Source organism: Arthrobacter sp. CAN_A212, assembly GCF_015752345.1.
GTDB lineage: Bacteria > Actinomycetota > Actinomycetes > Actinomycetales > Micrococcaceae > Arthrobacter_D.
In genome coordinates, this window is sequence record NZ_JADOUT010000005.1 from 62782 (window position 1) to 86468 (window position 23687).

The 23687-nt window shown below is 65.3% G+C and carries 20 protein-coding genes; 5 read left to right on the forward strand and 15 right to left on the reverse strand.

Annotated elements, in window-relative coordinates; all coding sequences use genetic code 11:
- Window positions 1–3 precede the first annotated feature (3 nt).
- From IWX64_RS06235 to dapA, 3 genes are all read right to left on the reverse strand, one after another.
- On the reverse strand, window positions 4–2940 hold the full coding sequence (locus tag IWX64_RS06235; protein ID WP_196866287.1) for an FtsK/SpoIIIE family DNA translocase: 2937 nt from the start codon (window positions 2938–2940) through the stop codon (window positions 4–6).
- Between the two features lie 63 nt (window positions 2941–3003).
- Window positions 3004–4695 (reverse strand): ribonuclease J, encoded by a 1692-nt coding sequence (locus IWX64_RS06240; protein WP_196866288.1) that lies wholly within the window; start codon window positions 4693–4695, stop codon window positions 3004–3006.
- Window positions 4692–5636: a 4-hydroxy-tetrahydrodipicolinate synthase gene (gene dapA, locus IWX64_RS06245; protein WP_196866289.1), complete on the reverse strand. Its 945-nt coding sequence runs from the start codon at window positions 5634–5636 to the stop codon at window positions 4692–4694. The genes IWX64_RS06240 and dapA overlap by 4 nt, the downstream gene beginning before the upstream one ends.
- An 88-nt stretch (window positions 5637–5724) precedes the next feature.
- On the opposite strand from dapA, the gene IWX64_RS06250 reads away from it, so the two are divergent.
- Window positions 5725–6900: a heparan-alpha-glucosaminide N-acetyltransferase domain-containing protein gene (locus tag IWX64_RS06250; protein WP_196866290.1), complete on the forward strand. Its 1176-nt coding sequence runs from the start codon at window positions 5725–5727 to the stop codon at window positions 6898–6900.
- Between the two features lie 40 nt (window positions 6901–6940).
- Here the strand turns inward: IWX64_RS06250 and IWX64_RS06255 are convergent, their stop codons facing one another.
- The 7 genes from IWX64_RS06255 to IWX64_RS06285 all read right to left on the reverse strand — a co-directional run bounded on the left by IWX64_RS06255 (window position 6941) and on the right by IWX64_RS06285 (window position 12763).
- On the reverse strand, window positions 6941–7423 hold the full coding sequence (locus IWX64_RS06255) for a hypothetical protein (protein WP_196866291.1): 483 nt from the start codon (window positions 7421–7423) through the stop codon (window positions 6941–6943).
- An 8-nt stretch (window positions 7424–7431) separates the two neighbouring features.
- Window positions 7432–8190, reverse strand: coding sequence for a 4-hydroxy-tetrahydrodipicolinate reductase (dapB, locus tag IWX64_RS06260; RefSeq protein WP_196866292.1), 759 nt, complete (start codon window positions 8188–8190; stop codon window positions 7432–7434).
- Window positions 8191–8232: 42 nt separating this feature from the next.
- Entirely contained in the window at window positions 8233–8715 is a 483-nt protein-coding gene (locus IWX64_RS06265) for a molybdenum cofactor biosynthesis protein MoaE (protein ID WP_196866293.1), read from the reverse strand.
- A complete protein-coding gene (locus IWX64_RS06270) occupies window positions 8705–9187 on the reverse strand; it encodes a MogA/MoaB family molybdenum cofactor biosynthesis protein (protein ID WP_196866294.1) in 483 nt (160 codons plus the stop codon). The genes IWX64_RS06265 and IWX64_RS06270 overlap by 11 nt, the downstream gene beginning before the upstream one ends.
- On the reverse strand, window positions 9184–9669 hold the full coding sequence (gene moaC / locus IWX64_RS06275) for a cyclic pyranopterin monophosphate synthase MoaC (protein WP_196866295.1): 486 nt from the start codon (window positions 9667–9669) through the stop codon (window positions 9184–9186). The genes IWX64_RS06270 and moaC overlap by 4 nt, the downstream gene beginning before the upstream one ends.
- Window positions 9670–9709: 40 nt before the next feature.
- Window positions 9710–11071: a molybdopterin molybdotransferase MoeA gene (locus IWX64_RS06280; RefSeq protein ID WP_196866296.1), complete on the reverse strand. Its 1362-nt coding sequence runs from the start codon at window positions 11069–11071 to the stop codon at window positions 9710–9712.
- A gap of 108 nt (window positions 11072–11179) precedes the next feature.
- Complete coding sequence (locus IWX64_RS06285; protein WP_334683186.1) at window positions 11180–12763, reverse strand: molybdopterin-dependent oxidoreductase; 1584 nt, start codon at window positions 12761–12763, stop codon at window positions 11180–11182.
- 93 nt (window positions 12764–12856) lie between these two features.
- On the opposite strand from IWX64_RS06285, the gene moaA reads away from it, so the two are divergent.
- Both moaA and IWX64_RS06295 read left to right on the forward strand, forming a co-directional pair.
- Window positions 12857–13936 (forward strand): GTP 3',8-cyclase MoaA, encoded by a 1080-nt coding sequence (gene moaA, locus IWX64_RS06290; protein WP_196866297.1) that lies wholly within the window; start codon window positions 12857–12859, stop codon window positions 13934–13936.
- Window positions 13937–14200, forward strand: coding sequence for a MoaD/ThiS family protein (locus IWX64_RS06295; protein ID WP_196866298.1), 264 nt, complete (start codon window positions 13937–13939; stop codon window positions 14198–14200).
- A 31-nt stretch (window positions 14201–14231) separates the two neighbouring features.
- Here IWX64_RS06295 and IWX64_RS06300 read toward each other — a convergent pair whose 3' ends face one another.
- The 3 genes from IWX64_RS06300 to IWX64_RS06310 are packed head-to-tail and all read right to left on the reverse strand — an operon-like array spanning window position 14232 to window position 17895.
- A complete protein-coding gene (locus tag IWX64_RS06300; RefSeq protein WP_196866299.1) occupies window positions 14232–15410 on the reverse strand; it encodes a thiolase family protein in 1179 nt (392 codons plus the stop codon).
- A 40-nt stretch (window positions 15411–15450) separates the two neighbouring features.
- Window positions 15451–16656: an acyl-CoA dehydrogenase family protein gene (locus IWX64_RS06305; RefSeq protein ID WP_196866300.1), complete on the reverse strand. Its 1206-nt coding sequence runs from the start codon at window positions 16654–16656 to the stop codon at window positions 15451–15453.
- A gap of 36 nt (window positions 16657–16692) precedes the next feature.
- Window positions 16693–17895: a CaiB/BaiF CoA transferase family protein gene (locus IWX64_RS06310; protein WP_196866301.1), complete on the reverse strand. Its 1203-nt coding sequence runs from the start codon at window positions 17893–17895 to the stop codon at window positions 16693–16695.
- A gap of 210 nt (window positions 17896–18105) precedes the next feature.
- Here IWX64_RS06310 and IWX64_RS06315 point away from each other — a divergent pair, with 210 nt between their 5' ends.
- Window positions 18106–19014 (forward strand): LysR substrate-binding domain-containing protein, encoded by a 909-nt coding sequence (locus IWX64_RS06315; RefSeq protein WP_116778781.1) that lies wholly within the window; start codon window positions 18106–18108, stop codon window positions 19012–19014.
- Between the two features lie 36 nt (window positions 19015–19050).
- Here the strand turns inward: IWX64_RS06315 and IWX64_RS06320 are convergent, their stop codons facing one another.
- Together IWX64_RS06320 and IWX64_RS16965 are read right to left on the reverse strand one after the other, a co-directional pair.
- Window positions 19051–21078: a TRAP transporter permease gene (locus IWX64_RS06320; protein WP_334683187.1), complete on the reverse strand. Its 2028-nt coding sequence runs from the start codon at window positions 21076–21078 to the stop codon at window positions 19051–19053.
- A complete protein-coding gene (locus IWX64_RS16965; RefSeq protein WP_245345700.1) occupies window positions 21068–22183 on the reverse strand; it encodes a TAXI family TRAP transporter solute-binding subunit in 1116 nt (371 codons plus the stop codon). Before IWX64_RS16965 ends, IWX64_RS06320 begins: the two co-directional genes overlap by 11 nt.
- 276 nt (window positions 22184–22459) lie before the next feature.
- On the opposite strand from IWX64_RS16965, the gene IWX64_RS06325 reads away from it, so the two are divergent.
- Entirely contained in the window at window positions 22460–23677 is a 1218-nt protein-coding gene (locus IWX64_RS06325) for an acyl-CoA dehydrogenase family protein (protein WP_196866303.1), read from the forward strand.
- Window positions 23678–23687 lie beyond the last annotated feature (10 nt).

Below are 23687 nucleotides of genomic sequence, written 5' to 3' on the forward strand. Positions count from 1 at the left end.
AGGCTACCTTCCCGTGAGGCTCCAGGCGTCAGTGGAACCGTCATCGTCGTCGTCCGATCCGTCATGGTACTGACCCGCCTGGCGGCGGGACTCGAGGTCGTCGGCCACCAGATCGATCGGCGCGCCGGAGGCACCGGCACCCGCCGCCGGTTCGTCGGGTACCGAGATTGGCCCGTCGCCACGCATGGCGCCGAGCACCCCGGCCAGATCATCCGGTTTGACGAGCACATCGCGGGCCTTCGAACCCTCGGAAGGGCCCACCACCCCGCGGGACTCCAGCAGGTCCATCAGCCGGCCCGCCTTCGCGAACCCGACCCGTAGCTTGCGTTGCAGCATGGAGGTGGACCCGAACTGGGTGGTGACCACCAGCTCGGTAGCCTGCAGGAGGACATCGAGATCGTCGCCGATGTCATCGTCGATCTGCTTCTTGGGCGCCTCGACCGCAACGTCCTCGCGGTAGTTGGCCTTTAGCTGGCCCTTGACGTGCTCAACCACCCGGTGGATTTCCGATTCGGTGACCCAGGCGCCCTGGACGCGCATCGGCTTGGAGGCACCCATCGGCAGGAAGAGGGCGTCGCCCTGGCCGATCAGCTTCTCGGCGCCCGGCTGGTCCAGGACCACCCGGGAGTCAGTGACCGACGACGTCGCGAACGCCATCCGTGAGGGCACGTTTGCCTTGATCAGGCCGGTGACCACGTCGACGGACGGCCGCTGGGTGGCGAGCACCAGGTGGATACCTGCGGCCCGGGCGAGCTGGGTGATGCGCACGATCGAGTCCTCGACGTCGCGTGGCGCCACCATCATCAGGTCGGCGAGCTCGTCGACGATGACCAACAGGTACGGGTACGGGCGCACCACGCGCTTGGAGCCTTCGGGCGGGACCACCTTCCCGTTGCGGACCGCCTTGTTGAAGTCGTCAATGTGCTTGTAACCATAGTTCGCCAGATCGTCATAGCGGGTGTCCATTTCACGGACCACCCACTGCAGCGCCTCGGCGGCCTTCTTGGGACTGGTGATAATGGGGGTGATCAGGTGAGGGACACCCTCGTAGGCGGTGAGTTCCACCCGCTTGGGGTCCACCATGACCATGCGCACCTCATCGGGGGTGGAACGCATCAGGATGGAGGTGATCATCGAGTTCACGAACGACGACTTACCAGCACCGGTGGCACCGGCGACCAGCAGGTGCGGCATCTTGGCCAGGTTCGCGACGACGAAGCCGCCCTCCACATCCTTGCCGACGCCCATCACCATCGGGTGGTCGGTCTTGCGGGCGTTGCCGGAGCGCAGCACATCGCCAAGCGACACGGTCTCACGGTCCGTGTTGGGGATTTCGATACCGATCGCCGATTTGCCGGGAATCGGGGACAGGATCCGGACGTCGGAACTCGCGACCGCGTAGGAGATGTTCTTGGACAGGGCCGTAACGCGTTCCACCTTGGTGCCCGGCGCCAGCTCAATCTCGTAGCGGGTGACAGTGGGACCTCGGGAAAAACCGGTCACCTTCGCGTCGACGTGGAACTGGTCGAGGGTGTGGGTCAGGGCTGCGACCACCGAGTCGTTGGCCTCGGAACGTTCCTTGGGAGGAGTTCCGGCGGGCAGGTAATCGGAGGGCGGCAGGGTGTAGGTGACGTCGCCTGCCAGCTGCAGCTGCTCGGTGCGCTGCGGCATGGGGGTGGGCGGAACCTGCGGCTGGACGGGCGTCGAGGGGACATGCGGCGCGGCGGTGGGCAGGACCGCCATCGCCTCGGTGGCCGGGTGCGCGTCGCTGCCGCCGTCCGGGATCAGGCCATGTTCCTGCTTGATCTTCTCGGTGGCACGTTCCTGCTGGGTAGGGCGGCGGACCCCGGGCGGGACCCGCGGCTCAGCCGGCACGGCTGCAGTGTCGCGGGCGGCCGCCTGGCGGGACGTGAGGCTGCGCTGCGCCTCGTCCGGGCCGTCCTCGTCATCGAGGACGGCGCGTTCAAACGCCTCGTCGCCGACGTAGCCGTCCAGTTCGGCCTGGGTCGGCCCGGCCGGTTTGTCCCGGCCGAAGAGCCGCATTTTCCGCTTGGGCTTCCTGGCGGGCGCCGAGTGCCGCTGGTCGAGGTAGCTCTGGTCATGTTGTTCGGTCGCGTTGTCGTCAGCCGACCCGTTCCCATGCTGCCGGTCCTTCTCGATCAGGTCCTGCCCCATCAGGTGCTCATAGAGGGCACGGAGCCGGGACGGAATGTGACGGAACGGGGTGGCGGTGACTATCAGCACGCTCAGGAAGATCAGCACGCTCAGCAGAATAATCACCGGCCACATGGTGAGGAGGCCGCTCAGCGGACCGGCGACCAGGAAACCGACCACTCCTCCGGCCTGCCAGAGCCGTTCAAAGCCGTCGGCGAGGGCCGGAGCCCCGCCGGAGAAGTGCGCGATACCGGAGCCCGCGAACAGGGCGATGGTCATGCCGATCCCCACCCGGTTGTTGGCCCGGTGGTTTTCGGGGTACCTGAACAGGCGGACGGCACCGATCAGCAGCATGAACGGCACCAGCAGCGCCATCCAGCCGAAGGTGCCAGCGGAGACCGCGTGTACCACGTCGGCACCGGGTCCGGTGAGGGCCCACCACTCGACGGCGGCAACAGCCACACTGAGGATCATCAGGAACAGGCCGGTGCCGTCCCGACGCAGCTCCTTCTCGGGGTGGACATCGTGGCCGAACTTGCGGATGCCGGACGCGACCATGTGGGCGGTGCCCATCCACAGTCCCCTCAGGACGCGCAGGGGCAGCGGCAGGGAGTCACCGGACCCGGTGTCGCTGGGCAGCACAGGCTGCTTTTTGGTCGGTTGCCGGGTGTTGCCACCGCTTTTGTTAGCACCGCTTCGGCCCGAAGTTGAACGCGCAGCAGCCGAGGTGTTCTTACCGCGCGACTGCTGTGAACCACTGGGGCCCGGGGAAGTACGAGTCGCCATAGAGGCAACGGTACCGGACTTGGCCCCGGAATCCCGGGACAAACGCGGCAGGGCCGAACGGCTCTACGCCTCCAGGACCACCGGGATGATCATCGGCCGACGGCGGTAGCGGCGGTTGACCCAGGTGCCGATCACCCGGCGGACCACCTGCTGCAACTGGTAGACCGAGTGGTCCTTGTTGCTCATGACCGCTTCCTCGAGGGCCGCGTTCAGCTTCGGCTTGATCTCGTCGAACACCGAATCGTCCTCGGCGAATCCGCGGGCGTGGATGTCCGGTCCGGAGACGATCTTGCCGGTACTCCGGTTCACCACCGTGACGATGGAGATGAACCCCTCCTCGCCGAGAATGCGGCGGTCCTTCAGGTCGGCGTCGGTGATCTCCCCGATACTCGACCCATCCACGTAGATGAACCCGCACTCCACGGACCCCACAATGCGGGCGACACCGTCCACCAGGTCGATGACCGACCCGTCGTCGGTCAGCAGCACGTTCTCGGCGGGCACACCTGTCTGCTCGGCGAGCCGGGCATTGGCGATCAGGTGCCGGGTCTCCCCATGCACCGGCATCACGTTGCGGGGCTTGAGGATGTTGTAGCAGTACAGCAGTTCCCCGGCGGCTGCGTGGCCGGAGACGTGCACCTTTTCGTTGCCCTTGTGGACGACGTCGGCGCCGAGTTTCAGCAGCCCGTTGATGACCCGGAAAACAGCGTTCTCGTTGCCGGGGATCAGGGAGGACGCCAGGATCACCGTGTCGCCCTTGCCGACGGTGATCCGGTGGTCGCCGTTGGCCATCCGGGACAGGGCGGCCATTGGCTCGCCCTGCGATCCGGTGGACATGAGCACCACCTTGTGGTCAGGGAGGGCGTCGACGTTCTTGATGTCCACGAGGATCCCCTCGGGAACCCTGAGGTAGCCCAGTTTTGCGGCGATGGTCATGTTCCGCACCATCGAGCGTCCGGCGAAGCACACCTTCCTGTCGTGCGCCTCGGCGGCGTCCAGGACCTGCTGCACCCGGTGGATGTGGGAGGAGAACGAGGCGACGATGATCCGCTTGCTGACCTGGCCGAACAACCGGTTCAGTACCGGCCCGATCTCGCGCTCCGCGGTGGTGAATCCAGGCACGTCGGCGTTGGTGGAATCGACCATGAACAGGTCGACCCCCTCCTCGCCCAGCCGGGCGAACGCCCGCAGGTCGGTGATCCGCCCGTCGAGCGGCAGCTGGTCCATCTTGAAGTCGCCGGTGTGCAGGACGTTCCCCGCCGTGGTGCGGATGAAGACCGCCAGGGCGTCGGGGATTGAATGGTTGACGGCCACGAACTCGCATTCGAACGGTCCGAACTGTTCGATCTGGCCCTCGGTGACCGTGAGGGTGTAGGGAGTAATCCGGTGTTCCTGGAGTTTCGCCTCGATCAGGGCCAGCGTGAGCTGCGAGCCGATCAGCGGAATGTCTTTCTTGAGCCGCAGCAAATACGGCACCGCGCCGATGTGGTCTTCATGGCCGTGCGTCAGGACCAGGCCGACGACGTCGTCGAGCCGGTCCTCGATGTAGGAGAAGTCGGGGAGGATCAGGTCGACCCCGGGCTGGGTTTCCTCGGGAAACAGCACACCACAGTCGACGATGAGCAGCTTGCCGTCCAGTTCGAACACCGCCATGTTCCGGCCAATTTCACCGAGACCACCCAGGGGGACGATGCGCAGCACCCCCGCTGCGAGGTCGGGCGGGGTGATGAGCGCCGTGGCAGCGGAAACCGTCATGCCGGCGTTCCATTGTGGCGGCTGGTGCGCGGGCGGGCGAAGTTCATCCCCGCTTCGGCAAGGTCGGCGAGCACGGTTTCCATTTCGACGGCGGAGGGTCCCACAAGGGGCAGCCGAACGACGGCGTTCGGGATGAGGCCCTGCATCTTGAGGATCTGCTTGGCCGACACGGCACCGGGAATGTGGGTCATGACGGCACGGACCACCGGGTCCAGCTCGAAATGGATGCGGCGGGCGGTGGTCACGTCACCGGCGGCTGCGGCGTCCACCAGGGCCCGGAACTGTGCGGTGGCAACGTGGGCGCTCACGCTGACCACCCCGACACCGCCGGCGATCATCCATGGCAAGGTGAGGCCGTCGTCGCCCGAGTACACGTCGAGGGTGGTGTTGGCGAGCACGCGGGTGATTTCGGCGAAGTCCGCCTTGGCGTCCTTGAGCGCCACGATCTTCGGGTTGTCGGCCAACCGGATCATGGTTTCGGTGTGGATGGGAATACCCGACCGGCCCGGAATGTCGTAGATCATGATCGGCAGGTCGGTGGCCCCGGCGACGGCCTCGAAGTGGGCCAGCACACCCGCCTGGGTGGGCTTGTTGTAGTACGGGGTGACCACCAGTTGTCCGTCGACGCCGGCGCGGGCGGCGCGCTGGGCCATCTCGACGGAGTGGGAGGTGTGGTTGGTGCCGGTACCGGCGATGACCTTCGCCCGTCCGCCCACTGCTTCCACGACCACCCGGAACAGGTCTTCCTTCTCCTGATCCTCAAGGGTTGAGGTTTCACCGGTCGTGCCCGAGATCACCAGACCATCGCAGCCGTCGTCGACCAGCGCAGTGGCCAGCTGGGCGGTGGCGTCGAAGTCGACGCTGCCGTCCTGATGGAACGGGGTCACCATCGCGGTGACCAGGGTGCCGAAGGGAAGAGTCTGGGAATTGGTGAGGGCCATGGGTAAAACGTTACCCGGTTCGAAACTGTTAAGTCGCCGCTGCGCCCTTCCGCCGCGGCAGTCAGGGCCGCTGTGAGACGATCAGATCATGGCATCCCCCAAGGTCTCCCGGCGTCTGATCGGGGTCGACGCCGCCCGCGGTATTGCCCTCTTCGGGATGATGAGCACCCACATATTTCCCCTGTACATCGCTGGCACCGCGGATGCCTCCTGGGTGGCACTGGTCTTTTCCGGGAAGGCGTCGGCCTTGTTCGCCGTCGTCGCCGGTCTTGGCCTGGCCCTGCTGACCGGAGGCGACCGGGTCCACCACCGCCAGAGGCTGTCGATGGGCCGGCGGGGCATCGCTGCCCGTGCGGCGGTGATCATGGCGATCGGCCTGATGCTGGGCGGGCTGGAAACCAACATCGCGATCATCCTGTTCCACTATGGGGTGCTCTTCCTGATCGCGCTGCCGTTCGTGTCGCTGCCCGTGAGGCAGCTCGCCTGGTGGGCGATCGGCTGGACCCTCCTGTCCCCGGTTGTCGCGTACCTGCTCCGTCCGTGGATCGCCGAGACGGTTTCGCCGTCCTCGGTGGGCGGTAATCCCCTGTTCGAGACGCTGCTGCAGCCAGCGACGCTGCTGGCTGACATCACGGTGACCGGGTACTACCCGGCGCTGCAGTGGCTGAGCTACCTCCTGATCGGGATGGTGATCGGCCGCCTGCGGCTGCTGGACCTCCGGGTGCAGCTGGGGTTGTTGGCCGGAGGCGCTGCGGTGGCCGTCGCAGCGAAACTGGTCAGCGGCTACCTGCTCGGGCCCCTGGGCGGCCTGGCTGCCCTGCTGGAGACCCCCGACGGCAGCAGATACCCCCTGGGGGCGATGATGAATGTCAGCCTGACCGGGGTGGACCAGTCCGGCTCCTGGTGGTGGCTGGCTGTCAGCGCCCCCCACTCGGGATCTCCACTGGACCTGCTGCACACCGGTGGCACTTCCGCACTGGTCATTGGGCTGTGCCTGCTCGCCACCCGCCGATACGAGTCGGTGTTGCTGCCCTTGTCCGGGCCCGGTGCGATGACCCTGACCCTCTACACCATGCATGTCTGGACGATGAGCGTGGTCGATGCCCAGGAACCCGCGCCCGACCCGTCCCTCGTCTACTGGGGACAGGTGCTGGTGTTTGTCATCCTCGGCATTCTGTTTCTGAGGATCAACGCCCGGGGGCCGCTGGAACTGCTGACCTCGGGCGCGTCCCGGGCGGCGCGGTCGGGACTCAACAGTAAGTAAGTGGTGTGCCCGAAACCGGGGTGTCCGCGCCGGAGCGCAGCTACTGGGCCGTCTTGTACAGCTTTCCGGCAGTCCTCATGGACCGGCGGGCGCGGGTCCGGTCGCCCGCGGCGTCGTAAGCGCAGGACAGCCTGAACCAGCTGCGCCAGTCCTCGGGCGCCGCCTCCACCTCCGCCTGGTAGGCGGGGAACCGTTCGTCGGCTGCGGCACGGACAATCCGCCCGGCGGGGGTCCGTGGCAGGTCGTCGATCGGAAGACCTCCCTCGGCGTCGAGCTCGGTGGCCATTTTCGAGGTCTGCATGCCGAACAGCAGTTCACGGATCATGGCCCAGCCGCCGATCAGGGGCAGCAGCAGGTACGCCACCCCGAGGGCTTTCGCCACCAGGTCCGGGTCGGTGAGCAGGATGACGCTGCGCTGCAGAGCGATGACCAGCCAGAAGATGAGCAGCAGGCTCACCAGGGCCACCCCTACTTTGGCGCGGTGGCGCTTCACCGTGCCCAGAAATCCAACGGGTTCAGCCATGCGGGGTTTCACGCTTCCAGATCGAGGTAGCCGTCCAGCCCGACCGTCAGGCCGGGGCGGGAGGGGACGGTGCGGACGCCCAGCAGGACGCCGGGCATGAAGGACTCACGGTGGTACGAGTCGTGTCGGATGGTGAGCTGTTCCCCGACTCCGCCGAGCAGCACCTCCTGATGCGCCACCAGGCCGCGCAGGCGCACCGAATGCACCCGGACGCCGTCGACGTCGGCTCCGCGGGCACCGGCGCGCTCGCTGGTGGTCGCGTCGGGGCTCGCCGGGACCCCGGCTTCCCGGCGTGCCTGTGCGATCAGGGCGGCGGTCCGGACTGCTGTGCCCGAGGGCGCGTCCACCTTGTCGGGGTGGTGAAGCTCGACAATCTCGACCGACTCGAAGTAGCGTGCCGCCCGGGCAGCGAAGGCGCTGGCCAGCACTGAACCGAGGGCGAAATTCGGGGCGATCAGCACGCCCGTGGCGGGCTGGTCGGCGAGGAGTGCGGCAAGCCGCTCAAGACGCGCCTCGTCCCACCCGGTGGTTCCCACCACCGCGTGGATGCCACGCTCGACGGCGAACGCCACGTTGTCGAATGTGGCATCGGGGACCGACAGGTCGACGATGCACTGCGCTCCCGACGCAACCAGGGTGTCCAGCGAATCCTCGCGGCCGAGGGCTGCGACGAGGTCCAGGTCCGGTGCGGCGTCGATGGCTTTGACGGCCTCCGACCCCATCCGTCCGGTGGCGCCCAGCACGGCCACGGCAAGTTGTTCAGTCATACACCCCAGCCTACTGAACGGCTACTCCCCTGCCCATTTGGGTCAGGAGGCAGTCCCGGTGCCGCCGGCGGTGTCCGTGCCCCCGGCGGTGTCCGTGCCGCCGGCGCCGACCCATTCGACGGTGCCGTCGGTGAAGAACTGTTCCTTCCAGATGGGAACCTGCTCCTTGACGGTGTCCACCAGTTCCGAGCAGGCGGCGAAGGCTTCGCCGCGGTGCGGGGACGCGACCGCTGCCACCAGGGCAGGGTCACCGATCACCAGGGGTCCGATCCGGTGCGCTACCCAGATCCGGACGCCCTCGTATTTGGCGGCCATGGTGTCGGCGATGTCCGCGATGATCCGCTCGGCGCTCGGGTGGGCCGAGTAGCTCAGGGAGGTGACATCCCGGCCGCCGTCGTGGTTCCTTACCACTCCACCGAAACCCACAACGGCACCGCAGTCCGGGGAGTCGACCTCCGCCAGGGCGGCGTCGAGGCTGATGGGCCCGGCCGCCAGGGACACATGCACCACGTGGCTAGTGTTCATTTTTTCCTTCCAGCTGGGAGCAGATGTGCCCCAGCATTGGTTCGAGCACGGCCAGCCCGTCACGCACCCCTCCGGGTGACCCGGGCAGGTTGATCACGAAGGTGCGGCCTACGGTTCCGGCGAAGCCGCGGCTGAGCGCTGCTGTCGGAACCTTCTCGGCCCCCCGCCGGCGAACGGCTTCCATGATCCCGGGCAGGTGGCGCTGCAGGTACGGCTCGGTCTGTTCGGGGGTGGCGTCGTCCGGGCTCAGACCGGTACCGCCGCTGGTGATCACCACTGAGGGCGAATCGCCAAGGACGGCGCCGATCGCCTGACCCACCGGGTCGCCGTCGGGCACCACCCGGGTCTGCTGGGGTGCGAAGCCGTGATCGACGAGCCAGCTCTGGATGAGAGGACCACACTCGTCCTGGTAGATGCCGGCTGCGGCACGGGTGGACGCGATAATCACCGCTGCGGTGCGCTGGGCGCTCATGCCGTCCAGTCCCCGCTTTTCCCGCCGGACTTCGCCAGGACCTTCGTGTCGGTGATGACCGCCCGCTTGTCCACCGCCTTGATCATGTCGTACAGGGCGAGAGCCGCCAGCGACGCCCCGGTCAGGGCTTCCATTTCGACGCCGGTGACGGCGGTGGTCTTGACCGCGCAGCTGATGGTCACGGCAGCGTCCCGGGCGTCGAAGTCCACGGTGATTTTGCTCAGCGGCAAGGGGTGGCAGAGCGGGATCAGCGAGGACGTCTGCTTGGCGGCCATGATGCCGGCGACCCGGGCGACAGCCAGAGCGTCGCCCTTGGGCAGGCCACCGGCGGTGATCAGTCCGACCACCTCCGTTGTGGTGTGCAGGACGGCCTGTGCGGTGGCTTCGCGAGTGGTTTCGGCCTTCGCCGAAACGTCGACCATGTGCGCGCTGCCATCCTCCCGGACGTGGCTCAGTGACGCCGGGCTGGTGTTCTCGGTCATGCTGTCCTTATCAGTTCTCGGTGAGGGGGTCTTCCCACGCTCAGGTGTTCCCGGGCCCGGCCACAGCGAGCGGGTGCGCTGCAGGAATCCCGAACGACGGCGCGCCGTGCATCCCGTCGACGAGCCACACGGAGACCAGGTCCCCCGCCGCGAGGCTTCCGGTGCCGACGGGCAGCTGGACCAGGACGTTCGATTCGGCCAGCGCATGGATCAGGTGTGATCCGGGGCCACCCACCAGCCTAACCGTACCCACCGGCTCACCGGCTGCTGCGCGGGGGGTATACCAGCCACGGCGGACCTGGTGTTTGGCTTCCGGCGAGCTCACCTCCTCCTCAAGGGCAGCGGTGAGGACCACCCGGGGGTGCGGGACACCGGCGACGGCGGTGAGGGCCGGCCGGAGGAACATCTCGAAGGATACGAGGGCACTGACCGGGTTGCCCGGGAATCCGAGGAACGGCACACCGCCGATGGTTCCCAACGCCTGCGGCCCGCCGGGCTGCATGGTGACGGAGAGGAATTCGACGCTGCTGTTGGCCAGCGCCTGTTTCACCACCTCGTACGCACCCTGGCTGATGCCGCCGGTGGTGAGGATCAGGTGGATGCCGCTGTCCGCGACGGCCGCCAGCGCTTCCCGGAGCAGCGTGGGATTGTCATCCATCAGCCGGTGCCTGATCACTGCGGCGCCCGCATCGAGGAGTGCGGTTTCCAACAGGGTGGTGTTGGCGTCGAAGATCTTCCCCGGTTGCCGGGTGCTGCCGGGTTCCTGGACCTCGTCCCCGGTGGTGAGCAGCAAGACGGTGAACTGGCGGCGCACCGGGACCGTGGCGATTCCGCAGGCGGCGAGCAGGCCCAGCTGGGCGGGGCCGAGGAGCGTCCCGGCGGTCAGGGCGGTGGTGCCGGTGGGGATGTCGCTGCCGGCACGGCGGATGTAGGCACCAGGTTCCACGGTTTCGGGTAGGTCGACGGCGAGTTCGGTGTCCGCCTCGTAGTCGGCCGCTGAGTAGAACTGGGCCGGGGTGACCCGTTCGATCGGGACGATGGCACCGGTGTTTCCCGGGATCATCGCGCCGGTCATGATGGGCGCCGCACTCCCCTGCACCAGGTCCGGCGGTTCGATGCCCGCCGGGATGGGCGCTCCCACCCTCAGGCTTCGTCCTGACGTGCCACCGGTTGGGTTCAGGTCGTCGACGTGGACCGCGTACCCGTCCATCTGCGAGTTATCAAACGGGGGCAGGCTGACCGGAGCCTGCAGGTCGACGGCGAGCACCCGGCCGCGGGCGGCCGCCAGCGGGAGCTCGGTTCCGCCGCCGTCCTGGTCCGTCCGGCTATCAGCCGGGTAGCTGCTGCTGTAGCGGAGCAGTCCCAGCACTGCCTGCTGGTGTTCCTCGACGCTTCTGATCATGGGATCCCTACCTGCCGTGACGGTTGCCTCTGGATCTCCACCCTAGGCCCTGCCGACGGCGATGGCTGGGATGAGGCGAGACGTAAAAGACAGGAGATCCGGGCTCCCTCAGGAAACAGTGAAGGTCACCGAGTGCAGACCCGTGGCGCCGTCGGGTGTGACCGGCGCCACGCGGTCCACCTGCACGGCTCCGGTACGGTCGACGGCGCGGACCTGCACCGTATGGGATCCGGGGGCCAGGTCCACAGCGGCGCTGAACTGCCGCCAGGTGTCCCGTGAGATTTCGGCGGCCAGCGCCGCGGGCTGCCAGGATCCCTCATCCACCCTCACCTGGACCGCTTCGATCCCCCGGTGTTGGGCCCACGCGTATCCGGCGATCTGGACCGTTCCCGCGGCCACGCTCGACCGTTCCCGTGGCACGTCGATCCGGGACGAGGTCTTCACCGGGCCCCGCTCGGACCAGCCACGGGTGGACCAGTAGGCGACGTCGTCGTCGTACCTGGTGACCTTCAGTTCGGTCACCCATTTGGTCGCCGAGACGAAACCGTACAGCCCGGGAACCACCAGACGGACGGGGAAGCCGTGCTCAACGGGGAGGGTTTCACCGTTCATCCCGATGGCGATCAACGAGTCCCGGTCGTCAGTCATGGCGTCCAGCGGGGTGCTGGCGGTGAACCCGTCGACGCTGCGCGAAAGCACCATGTCGGCCCCATCCTGCACACCCGCCATGGCCAGCAGTTCGCGGACCGGCCAGCCGAGCCATTTGGCGTTGCCGATCAGGTCACCGCCCACCACGTTCGAAACGCAGGCGAGGGTGATGTAGCTTTCGACCAGGGGCTTGGCCAGGAGTTCGTCGAAGGTCAGCTCGACCTCCCGGTCCACCATCCCGGTGACCCGTAGCCGCCAGGTGCCAGGGTCCACCACCGGCACCACCAGTGCGGTATCGATCCGGTAGTAGTTGTCGTTGGGCGTCACCAGTGGCGGGACACCGTCGACCCTGAGATCCGCGCCCGCCGGGATGACCGCCGCGGCCCGTCCCGCGACGGCGTCGGGTGCCGGTAGCCGGATCTGGTCCCGGGCCTGCGTCACGAGCGACTGGCTGTTCCGGACCAGGGATGCGGCCGTCCCCGCGAGTGCCGCCACCGCGCCGCCCACGCCCACACCCAGGAGGAACCTTCGTCGTGCCACCGGTCCGGGGGTCCCGACGTCGGCCGCCCGGCGGGGCTGCCAGGCCACCAACCGGTCGGTCAGGACGGTGACTAACATGACGCCGAGCACCAGGGCCACCACCGGGGCTGCGAACGCGGCGGTCGAGGACTGCGGCCGCGCAGCGACGGCGGCGATGCCCGCCAGCCCGAAGACCAGCACCAGGGCCGCGCCGCTCCGACGCCACCGGTACTCAAGGATTCCGGCTCCGGCGGCCACCCCCGCAATGATCACAAACATGGTGATCAGGAAGATCAGTTTGTCGGCCGTGCCGAACGTCTCAATCGCCCAGTCCTTGACGCCGGGCGGCAGCACGTCGATCACCGTTGAGCCGACCGCTGTCACCGGGGAGACCGACGGGCTGACCAGAGCGGCGGTCAGTTCGGCGGCGATCACTGCGATCGCCACCGCAACCAGCCCGGACAGTGCCGCCCACCCGTTGATCCGTCCCATACCGGTGCACCGTCCTGTCTCTTCTATCGTCATTAGCCCAACGTCTGCGACCGCCCTTCAGTTCGCCAGGCGAGAATAAGCCCCCACCGAATAGTGGGCTCAGCTGAAAGGGCGTAATCTCGAAAAATGGGAATTGAACTGGGTATGCCGCACATCGGGGTCCAGCGTCCCACGGATGCCGGGCCGGGGCTCATGGACAGTTTTGGTCGCAAGGCCACTGACATGCGCCTGTCGTTGACCGACAAATGCAATCTTCGCTGCACCTATTGCATGCCCGCTGAGGGCCTGGACTGGCTGCAGAAATCGGCGGTTCTCTCCCGGGAGGAGATTGTCCGGCTGGTCCGGATCGGCGTCGACACGCTCGGGGTCCGCGAGCTGCGCCTGACCGGCGGTGAGCCGCTGGTCCGCGCCGACCTGCTGCAGATCATCAGCGACATCCGCGCCAACCACGCGGATCTTCCCATCTCCATGACCACCAACGGGCTGGGACTGGACAAGAAGGCACAGGCGCTCAAGGATGCAGGGTTGAGCAGGATCAATGTGTCGATGGATTCGCTCCACCCCGACACGTTCGCCCAGCTGACCCGGCGCCCGTTCCTCGACCGGGTGCTGCGCGGCATCGAGGCAGCAGCTGAGGTGGGGCTGGGCCTCGTCAAGATCAACGCTGTGCTGATGCGCGGCATCAACGACCATGAGGCACCCGACCTGCTCGAGTGGGCCGTCTCCAAGGGCTTCGAGCTGCGCTTCATCGAGCAGATGCCCCTCGACGCCGACCACGGCTGGACCCGGGACGGCATGATCACCGCCCTGGAAATGCGGACCCTGCTGGAGCAGCAGTTCGTGCTCACCTCCGATCCGCGCAACCGTGACGGCGCCCCCGCCGAACGCTGGGAGGTGCGGCGGATCGCTGCGCCGGACATCGTCGTCGGAACCGTTGGCATTATCGCCTCCGTCACCGAGCCGTTCTGCGCCGACTGCCGGCGGACCCGGGTCACCGCCGAGGGGAAGATCATGAGTTGCCTGTTCTCCCGCGAGGAGACCGATCTGCGGGACCTGTTGCGCTCAGACGCCGACGACGACGCCATCGCCGCCCGCTGGCAGGACGCCATGTGGGCCAAGCCGAAAGCCCACGGGATGGGCCATGTGGGACTCGGCTCGGAGGACTTCGTCCAGCCGGACCGCAGCATGAGCGCGATAGGCGGCTAGATGCTGGTTCGATATTTCGGCGCCGCGCAAGCCGCAGCCGGTGTTGCAGAAGAGCGCCTCGACCTCGCAGCAGGGTCGCTCGACACGGTGCTCGAGCGCATCACCGCCCGGTACCCGCAGCCGGTTCGGGCTGGCAGGCCGGCGATGCCCGAAGTTCTCGCCCGGAGCAGCTTCCTCCTGAATGAGGTGGCCCTCCGGGACCGCGGTCGGGTGCTGACCGCCGACGACGTCCTGGACATCCTGCCGCCCTTCGCCGGCGGGTAGCCTCAGCCCGTCTCCACCCCCGGACCACGCGCTAGACGCGCTCCAACAGCATCGCCGTGCCCTGGCCGACCCCCACGCACATGGTCGCGAGCCCCCGGTCCGCCTGCTCGCGTTCCATCCGTCCGAGCAGGGTGATAGCGATCCGTGCACCCGATGAACCCAGCGCATGCCCGAGGGCGATGGCGCCGCCGTCGCTGTTCACAATCCCCGGGTCGAGACCCAGCCTGCGGATGCAGGCCAACGACTGGGTGGCGAACGCCTCATTGAGCTCCACCGCACCGATGTCGTCGATCCCCCAGCCGGCCCGGGAAAGCACCTTCTCCGTCGCGGGTACCGGACCGATGCCCATGATTTCCGGCGGCACTCCCGCTGATGCGCCGTCCACGACGCGTGCCCGGGGAACCAGACCGAACCGCTTCACCGCGCTCTCGCTGGCGACGACGATGGCGGACGCCCCGTCGTTGAGTGAGCTCGCGTTTCCTGCCGTGACGATCCCGCCCGGCCGCACGACCGAACGAAGCGAGGCCAAAGTTTCCAGCGATGTACCTGGCCGGGGACCCTCGTCCTGGTCGACAACGCCGGTCTTCGTTTCAACGGGCAGAAGCTCCTGGGTGAACCGCCCCGCAGCAATGGCCGCCAGGGCATTCTGATGGGATTTCACCGCGAACGCATCAGCATCTTCCCGGGTGATGCCATCCAGCGACGCCACTTCTTCAGCGGTTTCCGGCATCGACAGCTTTTGCTGGTCGCTGAAGCGCGGGTTGGTGAATCGCCAACCCAGGGAGGTGTCAGCAATTTCGCCGGGCCGGGCGAAGGCCTTCACTGGTTTTTCCATCACCCACGGTGCGCGGGTCATGGACTCCACCCCGCCTGCAATGACCACATCAGCGGCACCGGACTTGATCATCTGGGAGGCGATCAAAATGGCGCTCAGCCCTGACGCGCACAGCCGGTTGACGGTCAGGCCGGGAACCGTGTCCGGCAACCCGGCCAGTAGCGTTGCCATCCGCGCCACGTTCCGGTTGTCTTCGCCGGACTGGTTGACGCAGCCCAGAATCACTTCGTCGACGGCCTGCGGGTCCACGCCCGCACGTTGCAGGGACTCCCGGACCACCAAAGCCGCAAGGTCATCCGGTCGCACCGATGACAGGGCGCCACCATAACGGCCGACAGGAGTTCTCACTCCTCCGACAAGAAAAGCTTCATTCATTGGGTGTCCCTTGGTTGAGGTGTTGGCTGGATGGGCGGGGTCAGGCGAACGCGGAGATGCCGGTGATGTCGCGCCCGATCAGCAGCGACTGGATGGAGTCGGTCCCCTCGTAGGTGTGCACCACCTCCATGTCGGTCATGTGGCGGGCCACATGGTTTTCCAGCAGCAACCCATTCCCACCCAGAATGTCCCGGGCCTGCAGACAGATCCAGCGAGCCTTCTGGGCGGTATGCATCTTCGCGAGTGAGGCCATGGGGCTGGTCATTTTTCCCTGATCCGCGAGGGTGGCAAGGCGGAAACAGATCAACTGCATCGCTGTCAGCTCGGAGAGCATGTTGGCGAGCTTGTTCTGCACCAGCTGGAAGCCCGCGATCGGCTTGCCGAACTGCACCCGCTGCGTGGCATAAGAAACCGCAGCTTCGTAGGCAGCAATGCCGTGGCCCACGGCTTCCCAGGATGCCCCGCTGCGGGTTGCCGTCAGTACCCGGGTCACGTCCCTGAAGGAGTGAGCCTCGGCGAGCTTGTTCTCGGCCGGGATGCGGACGTTGTCGATCATCACATCGGGCTGCCAGATGGCCCGCTTGCCGATTTTTCCGGTGATGAGTTCGGTGGTGTATCCATCCGGGTAGGTGCCGTCGTCATTCTTTTCCAGAATGAAGCCATTGACCTTGTTGTCTGCTTCATCGCGCGCCCAGATGATGACGACGTCGGCGATGTTGGCGTTCCCGATCCACCGCTTGCGGCCGTTCAGGACGTAGTGCTCACCTTCCCGTCGGGCTGTGGTTTCAAGCGCCACCGAGTCCGACCCATGGTCCGGCTCAGTCAGGCCAAACGCGCCAATCTTGTCCAGCGTTGCCATGCCGGGCAGCCACCGCTGCTTCTGTTCCTCGTTGCCGAGCATGTTGATGGTGCCCATCGACAGCCCCGACTGCACTCCGATGAACGTATTGAGGCTGCCGTCACCGCGCGACATCTCAACGGAAACCATTCCCGCGGCCAGCCTGCTCAGCCCGGGGCAACCGTAGCCCTCGATGGTGGAACCAACGATTCCGAGCTGGGCAATGCCGGGGACCAGTTCAAAGGGAAACTGCGCAGCTTCCCAGTAGTCGTTGATCACCGGAAGCACCGATGTATCGACGAAGCCGCGGACTTTCTTCCGGATCAGCACCTCCTCCTCGGACAGGAGCTCATCAAGAAGGTAGTAGTCAACGTTCACGGGATCAGCGCTCTGGGCGGTAGTGCTCATGGGGTCCTCATCTGTCGTCGTCGGGTCTGGGAAAGTTCAGCGGGCTGCGGTGAGCTGCTGGGCAAGCCAGCCGCGCACCAGGTCCGAGCTGGAGCCCAGCATCGGCGGAGCCAAATCGTAGGTGGCAGGCGTCCGGGAGAAACTCACCGGGTGTCGAACGGTCGGAATCTGTCGTTCGTTCTCGCCCGGGAGTACCACTGGATCAAGGCCCAACCTGTCGGCAAGGTCCACCCCGCCCTTCACATCCTGGATGGGCGCACAGGGCAACCCCGCACCGGAAAGGAGGGGGAACCATTCCTCGGCCGAGCGGGCTGCCAGCTGCACTTCGAGGAGGATGCGCAGCTCCGACCGGTGAGCGTTGCGTTGCTCCGCGGAGGAGAACCGTTGGTCCTGCGCCAGTTCGGGTACCTCAAGCACGGCGCAGAGCCGCGCAAACTGGCCGTTGTTGGCTGCGGCGATGACCAGCCGGCCGTCACCGGTCAGCATCGGCTCGTAGGGGTAGAGGCTGGGGTGTTCGTTACCCATCCGGGTGGGAATGACACCGCCAGTGACATAGGCCGCGGATTGGTTGACCATCCCCGACAGGGCTGAGGACAGCAGATTCAGCTCCACATGCTGCCCTTCCCCGGTGGTGGTGCGGTGATGGAGCGCTCCAAGAATTCCCGTGCTGGCGTGCAAGCCAGTGATAACGTCGAACATTGCTAACCCGGCACGGTACGGTTCCGTCTCCTGGCCACCGGTGAGGCTCATCATCCCGGAGGCCGCCTGCACCAGGAGGTCATAGCCGGGGAGCGCGGCGCCCGCACCGGTTCCGAAGCCTGTGATCGAGGCGTAGATGACCGTGGGATTGAGATCGGCAATCGCGGCGTAGTCGAGACCGTAGCGCTCCAGTCCATGGGGCTTGAAGTTCTCGACGACTATGTCGGCCCGGGCGGCCAGCTGCTGTGCGAGGGCAAGGTCTGAGGGCTCGTTGAAGTCCAGGGTGATCGAGTGTTTGTTCCGGTTGACGGAGAGGAAGAACGTGCTCTCGTCGTCGCGTACCGGCGGCTTCCACGTCCGGGCATCGTCTCCGGCCGGAGACTCGACCTTGATCACTGTGGCGCCCATATCGGCGAGCAGCATCGTGCAGTACGGTCCCGCCAGCACCCTGCTGAAATCCGCAACGACCACTCCGCTCAGCGGACCACTCCCGGTGCGTCCAAAGATTTCGTTCAGCGTGTCCGCTGCAGCTTCCGCCATAGTTGATCCTCCATCACATGTGTCGTATGTCACCACCCTCGCAGAGGCCTAAGCTCGCGTCCAATACAAATTGTGTCGTCTATTTTTACGATTTCAGGAATAATCTTTTGACGTTCTTTCCCAGACTTCACCCCGATAGGTCCCTCATTGATAGCTTCCTTAGCTCCAATCATTGACTCTTAGTAACAAGCCCGACAATAATTCAGGGTTATGGAGATACAGCAAGTCCGCGCCTTCCTCGCCGTCGCCCAGGAACTGCACTTCGGCCGTGCCGCGGAACGTCTGCACATCGCCCAGCCACCACTGAGCCGCACCATCAAGAATCTTGAACGCGAGCTGGGTGCAACCCTTTTTGAGCGCAGCACCCGAAGCGTGAAACTCACGACTGCGGGCCAGGCACTGCTGGCCCCGGCAGAGGAGATCATGTCAGCCTGTCGCAGGGCACGATCGGCAGTGACTTCGGCAGGCAAGGGTGAGACCGGGAGGGTCCGGGTGGCTTTCGCGGGTGTGTCCTCCCACGTCATGGTGGGCAAGCTGGCAAAGCTGGTCAGGCAGACCCACCCCGGAATCGACATTGAGCTATACAGCTCCTACTACGCCGTCCCTGCCCTGAATGAGGTCATTGCGGGCACCATGGACATCGGCCTGGGCCGGTGGAGCTTCCTACCATCGGGTATCGAATCGCGGACCGTGGCCCGGGAGACTCTGGTGATTGCGCTGCCGTCAAACCATCGGCTGGCTCACCGGACGTCGGTCCGGATGGCAGATTTTGCCACCGAGGATTTTGTTGCCTTGCCGCCGGACCCGGGGGCAGTTCTCAGGGAACATCTCGATCGGCTTTCCCACGGTGCTGGCTTTGTGCCCTCGATAGTGCAGGCTGCACCCGATACGTCCACACTGCTCTCGTTGGTCGCCGCAGACATTGGCTGCGCCCTTACTGTGTCCTCTGTACCGGACAACGTGTCCTACCCGGGGGTGGTGTTTGTCCCCCTTGAGGATCCGGCCGAACCCATCCTGCTGCGTCTGATCTGGCGCAGTGATGACAGCAGTCCAGCGCTGCGCGAGGTCCTGCGCCTTTCTGAGGCCCTGATGCCCTCGCCGGAGCCGTCCCCGGCCTGAGCGGACTGAATCCCGCCCAGGCCGTACCTCCAGTGGTTACTCTGAGAGCGACTGCAGCCGGCCCTCCGCGTGGGTGGGCGCCGCCGCCGTCGGGGTTTGCCCGTCCTTGCGCAGGGCAATGAAGGTCAGGAGGAGAACCACGCCCAGCAGCACCCCACCGAGGGCCGCGGCGGCCACTCCGGGCATCATCAGGCTGACACCGGCGACAGCGGAGACGACGCGCAGCAGCATCGGCAACCGCCGGCCCATGCCAAGCACCCACCCTTCGAAGGCACAGGCCAGAGCGTAGACACCGATCAGGCTGAGACTGAACGCCATCACAATCTCCGGCAACGGGGCCTGGGCAACCAGCGCCGGATTCAGCGCAAACCCAAACGGCACGATGTACTTCACTGCCCCCAGCTTCATTGCGGAGACGCTGGTTTTCATCGGGTCGGAACCGGCGATCCCGGCGGCCGCAAAGGACGCGAGCGCCACCGGCGGCGTGATGTAGGAGACTGCGGCCCAATAGATGACGAAGAGGTGGGCTGCGATCGGATCGATACCGAGTTCGACGACGGCGGGGACCATGACGATTGCCAGGAACACGTAGGCCGCGGAAACGGTCATACCCATGCCCAGGATGAAGCAGGTCACAGCACCGGCAATGAGCATCAGCACCACGTTGTCCCCGACCAGGACCAGCAGTTCCCTGGCCAGTGAGAGAGTTACCCCGGACATGTTGAGCCCGCCAACAATGAGCCCCACCCCGGCGATGATGCCCAGGATTTCACTGATGGTCCTGCCGCAGTCGAAAAGCATATCGACGAACCGGCGTGGCGTGAGCCTGCCCTCCCGCTTGACCATCCCGTAGAGCACCAGGGCACCCGCTACCCAGAACGGTGCCTGCGTTTCGGTGGTGACCACCAGAAGCGCGGTCAACATGACAAGTGAGGCAAGGTACGGCCAGCCCGAGGCCATCACCGGACCAAACCTGGGCAGTTTGGACTTCGGCAGCCCCGCCAGGCCCTTCCTGGAGGAATAGGCATCAATCTGAAGGTAGATGCCCACGTAGTACAGGATTGCGGGAATAGTCGCGGCGATCAGAATTTCCTTGTAGGGGACACCCACAAAGGAAATCATCAGGAACGCCGCGGTGCCCATGACCGGCGGGGTAATGGATCCGCCGGATGACGCTGTGGCTTCAACCGCCCCTGCGTACCGGGGAGAAAACCCGGCCTTGATCATGGCCGGGATGGTCATGGGCCCGGTGGTGAGCACATTCGAGACGGCGCTTCCGCTCATCATTCCCATGGAAGCGCTGCTGGCCACCGACACCTTGGCGGCGCCGCCGCGTGCACCACCAAACAGGGATTGGGCCAGATTGTGGAAGAACGTGGATCCGCCGGTGTGCCGGAGAATCACCCCGAAGAGCAGGAATCCGATCAGGATGCTGGCTGCGGTCTGCAGCGGCAGGCCCATGATCCCTTCGACGCCCACTGCATGGATCTGGGCAGTGGTCCGGAAATCATGGGAGATGCCCTGCAGAAATCCGAAGGGCATCCGGGAAGAGAACATTGGATACACGGAGAACAGGAACGCGATGACCGCAACCGCTGACCCGGCTGTGCGCCGCAACGCCTCGATCGCCAGCCCCCACAGCACCACGCTGAAGACGGCTGCCAGCGGCGGCGCCGCGTAATCCCATCCCAGATTCAGGATGGTCTCGGCGTTGACGCCGAAGTAGACGGTGACCACCAGCGTCGCGGCGAACAGAACGACGTCGTACCAGGCCAGCGCGGCAGGCCTTGGTCGAGGCCCGACACCACCGTCAGCGGCCGGCAACGTCACGGACTTTGACGCCGGGAAGATGATGAACGCGATGGCCAGGAAGCAGGTCAGCATGTAGTACAGATAGGCGTGCGTGAGCAGTGTGACACCGAAGAGATCCCAAAAGAACACCTGGTTCATGGAGAGCAGGATGCCGAGAACAGTGAACACCACCACCACTGCCCGCCAGGGGCCGTTCAGCCGCGGCGGCGCATCGGTTGTCGTCCCAGCGGGAGGCGCAGTCTCAATCGTCAAGGTGTTCTTCCTTCCATGCGGTCCATTCCTGGGCCAGGTTTTCCTTGTCAGCCGGTCCGATGAATGTTTCCCAGCCTTCCTGCAACGCGGCCTGCCGTTCGACAAGTTCGGCATTGCGTTGTTCAGCCTCTTCGGTCCACATGCCCTGTTCCTCGAGATATCTCACGGTCCCGGGATGAAACGGGACCACCAGGGGCTCGGTGAGCACCTTGTCGAGGGCAAACTCACCAGCGGACGGTGTGGTGTTTTCATAGCGGTCAAAGTTTTCGTCCATGGCTTTCACCAGGTCATAGACCTGCTGCTCATCGGTGTGCGCATAGGTGGAGATCGGGACGGTGTAGGCGAAGTTTTTTGCCGAGTCCCCCTCCTCCATTCCCGGGGCTCCCGAAAACTCGCCGATGGTCACCATCGGGGCGATCGCGTTGACGGCTGCCATCTTTTCGGGGGAATCGTCGTTCATGCTCATCCAGTCGACGTCCACGGTGCTGGCGAGCTCTTCCAGGTTGGAGCCATAGGCACTGCTGAACAGGACATCCAGCCGACCGGTCTTCAGCGCTTCGGTTTGGTCGCTGTAACTGACGTCGACGGGTTCGACGTCATCCCAGGTCAGGCCACCGTAGGCAAGGTAGGCCTCCAGCTTGAGGTTGATTGAGGTGTTGGCTGTGACCCGGGGGAATTTTTTTCCTTTGAGATCCTCGAAGGTTTCGATGCCAGCGTCGGTGCGGGTCATCAGCCCATAATTTCCCATGGGTGCCCACACCACGCGAAGATCCTGGGGGCCCCAGTTCTCGCTGGAGAAGTCCTGGATGCCCTCGAATCCGAAGTAGTATTCGTCCCCCATCCGGCTGAACTGGGCGCTGCCAGCCTTCAGTGGAGCAACCCGCCCGATCGATGTGTCGGAGGTGAGGATACGAACCTGGGTGCCCTGCACACGGGTGAGACTGTCCGATACAGCGGCAAGGTCGTTGTAGGTTCCGGTTCCCACACCGTAGGTAGTCATCACCAGCTGGGAATTCGGGTCAGCGCGGCTGTCGGGCGAACTGCTGGTAACGATGCCAGCGACGAGGACTCCGGCCAGCACGGTACAGGTCAAGATTTTCTTCATTGAAAGCCCCTATGAGATCCGGCTGCCGGCGATATGCCTTACTGCCATGGACCAGTTGCCTGAAAGTGTTATCTACGTCACTCTCGCAGAAAGGTCGCCCATACTTCCAATACCTAATTCGCCGGAGATTTATACCCTGAATGAAGTGATGGACCGGACGCGCTCTCGAAGATTTGTTTTCGATTGGGTATCAATGATGCCCGGCTTTGGTATTGGATTAGCTGTAATACTCCTGAGAGAGTGAGGGCAGTCACTACTTTTTTGAAGGAGACCCCCATGACGGCAGCACTCAACGAATCCCCTGTCGCTTCGGCACTACCGGATGTCGCGAACGTCCCCGACACCTCCGACGTCCTGCAGCTCAACGGTCTACTCAGTACCCAGGAGCTAGCCGTTCAGGCGACGGTCAGGGCATTTGTGGACACCAGGATCAAGCCCAACATCGCCCAGTGGTACGAGAGCGCTTCCTTCCCCACCGAAATAATGCACGAGCTCGGTGATCTGGGCGTGCTGGGCATGCACCTTCACGGGTACGGCTGCCCCGGGCGCACGGCTGTCGAATACGGCGTGGCCGCCATGGAACTGGAAGCCGGTGATTCAGGCATCCGGACGCTCGTCAGTGTGCAAGGCTCACTCGCGATGAGCGCCATCCACAAGTGGGGCTCCGAAGAGCAAAAGAATCATTGGCTGCCGTCCATGGCTACCGGCCGCACGATCGGTTGCTTCGGTCTCACGGAGCCAACCGCAGGCAGCGACCCATCCGCTATGAAGACGTTCGCCCGCAAGGAGGGAGCGTCCTGGATTCTCAGTGGCGAGAAGCGCTGGATTGGTCTGGCGTCTATTGCCCAGGTGGCTGTGATCTGGGCAATGACGGACGACGGTGTTCGCGGGTTCCTGGTGCCCACTGACTCCCCCGGCTTCGTGGCAACCCCGATCACTTCCAAGCTCTCCATGCGCGCCTCGGTTCAGTGCGACATCGTCATGACCGATATCCGGCTCCCCGACACCGCAATCCTCCCCGGGGCAAAAGGCTTGCGCGGCCCGTTCTCCTGCCTGAACGAGGCGCGGTACGGAATTATCTGGGGTGCCATGGGTGCGGCCCGTGACAGCTACCAGGCCGCACTGGACTACTCACAGGGACGTCTGCAGTTCGACAAGCCACTTGCCTCCTATCAACTCACCCAGGAGAAGCTGGTCAACATGGTGCTGGAAATCCAGAAGGGCGTCCTGCTCGCCATTCACATCGGGCGGCTAAAGGACGCAGGCACCCTGCGGCCTGAACAGATTTCAGTAGGCAAACTCAACAATGTGCGGGAAGCCATCGCCATCGCACGCGAGGCTCGGACCGTTCTGGGCGGCAACGGCGTGACCCTCGACTATTCGCCACTGCGCCACGCCAACAACTTGGAGAGTGTGCGCACTTATGAGGGTACTGATGAGGTGCACACCCTGATTCTGGGGAGCCACCTCACCGGCATTCCGGCGTTCAGGTAGAGGCGCCGTC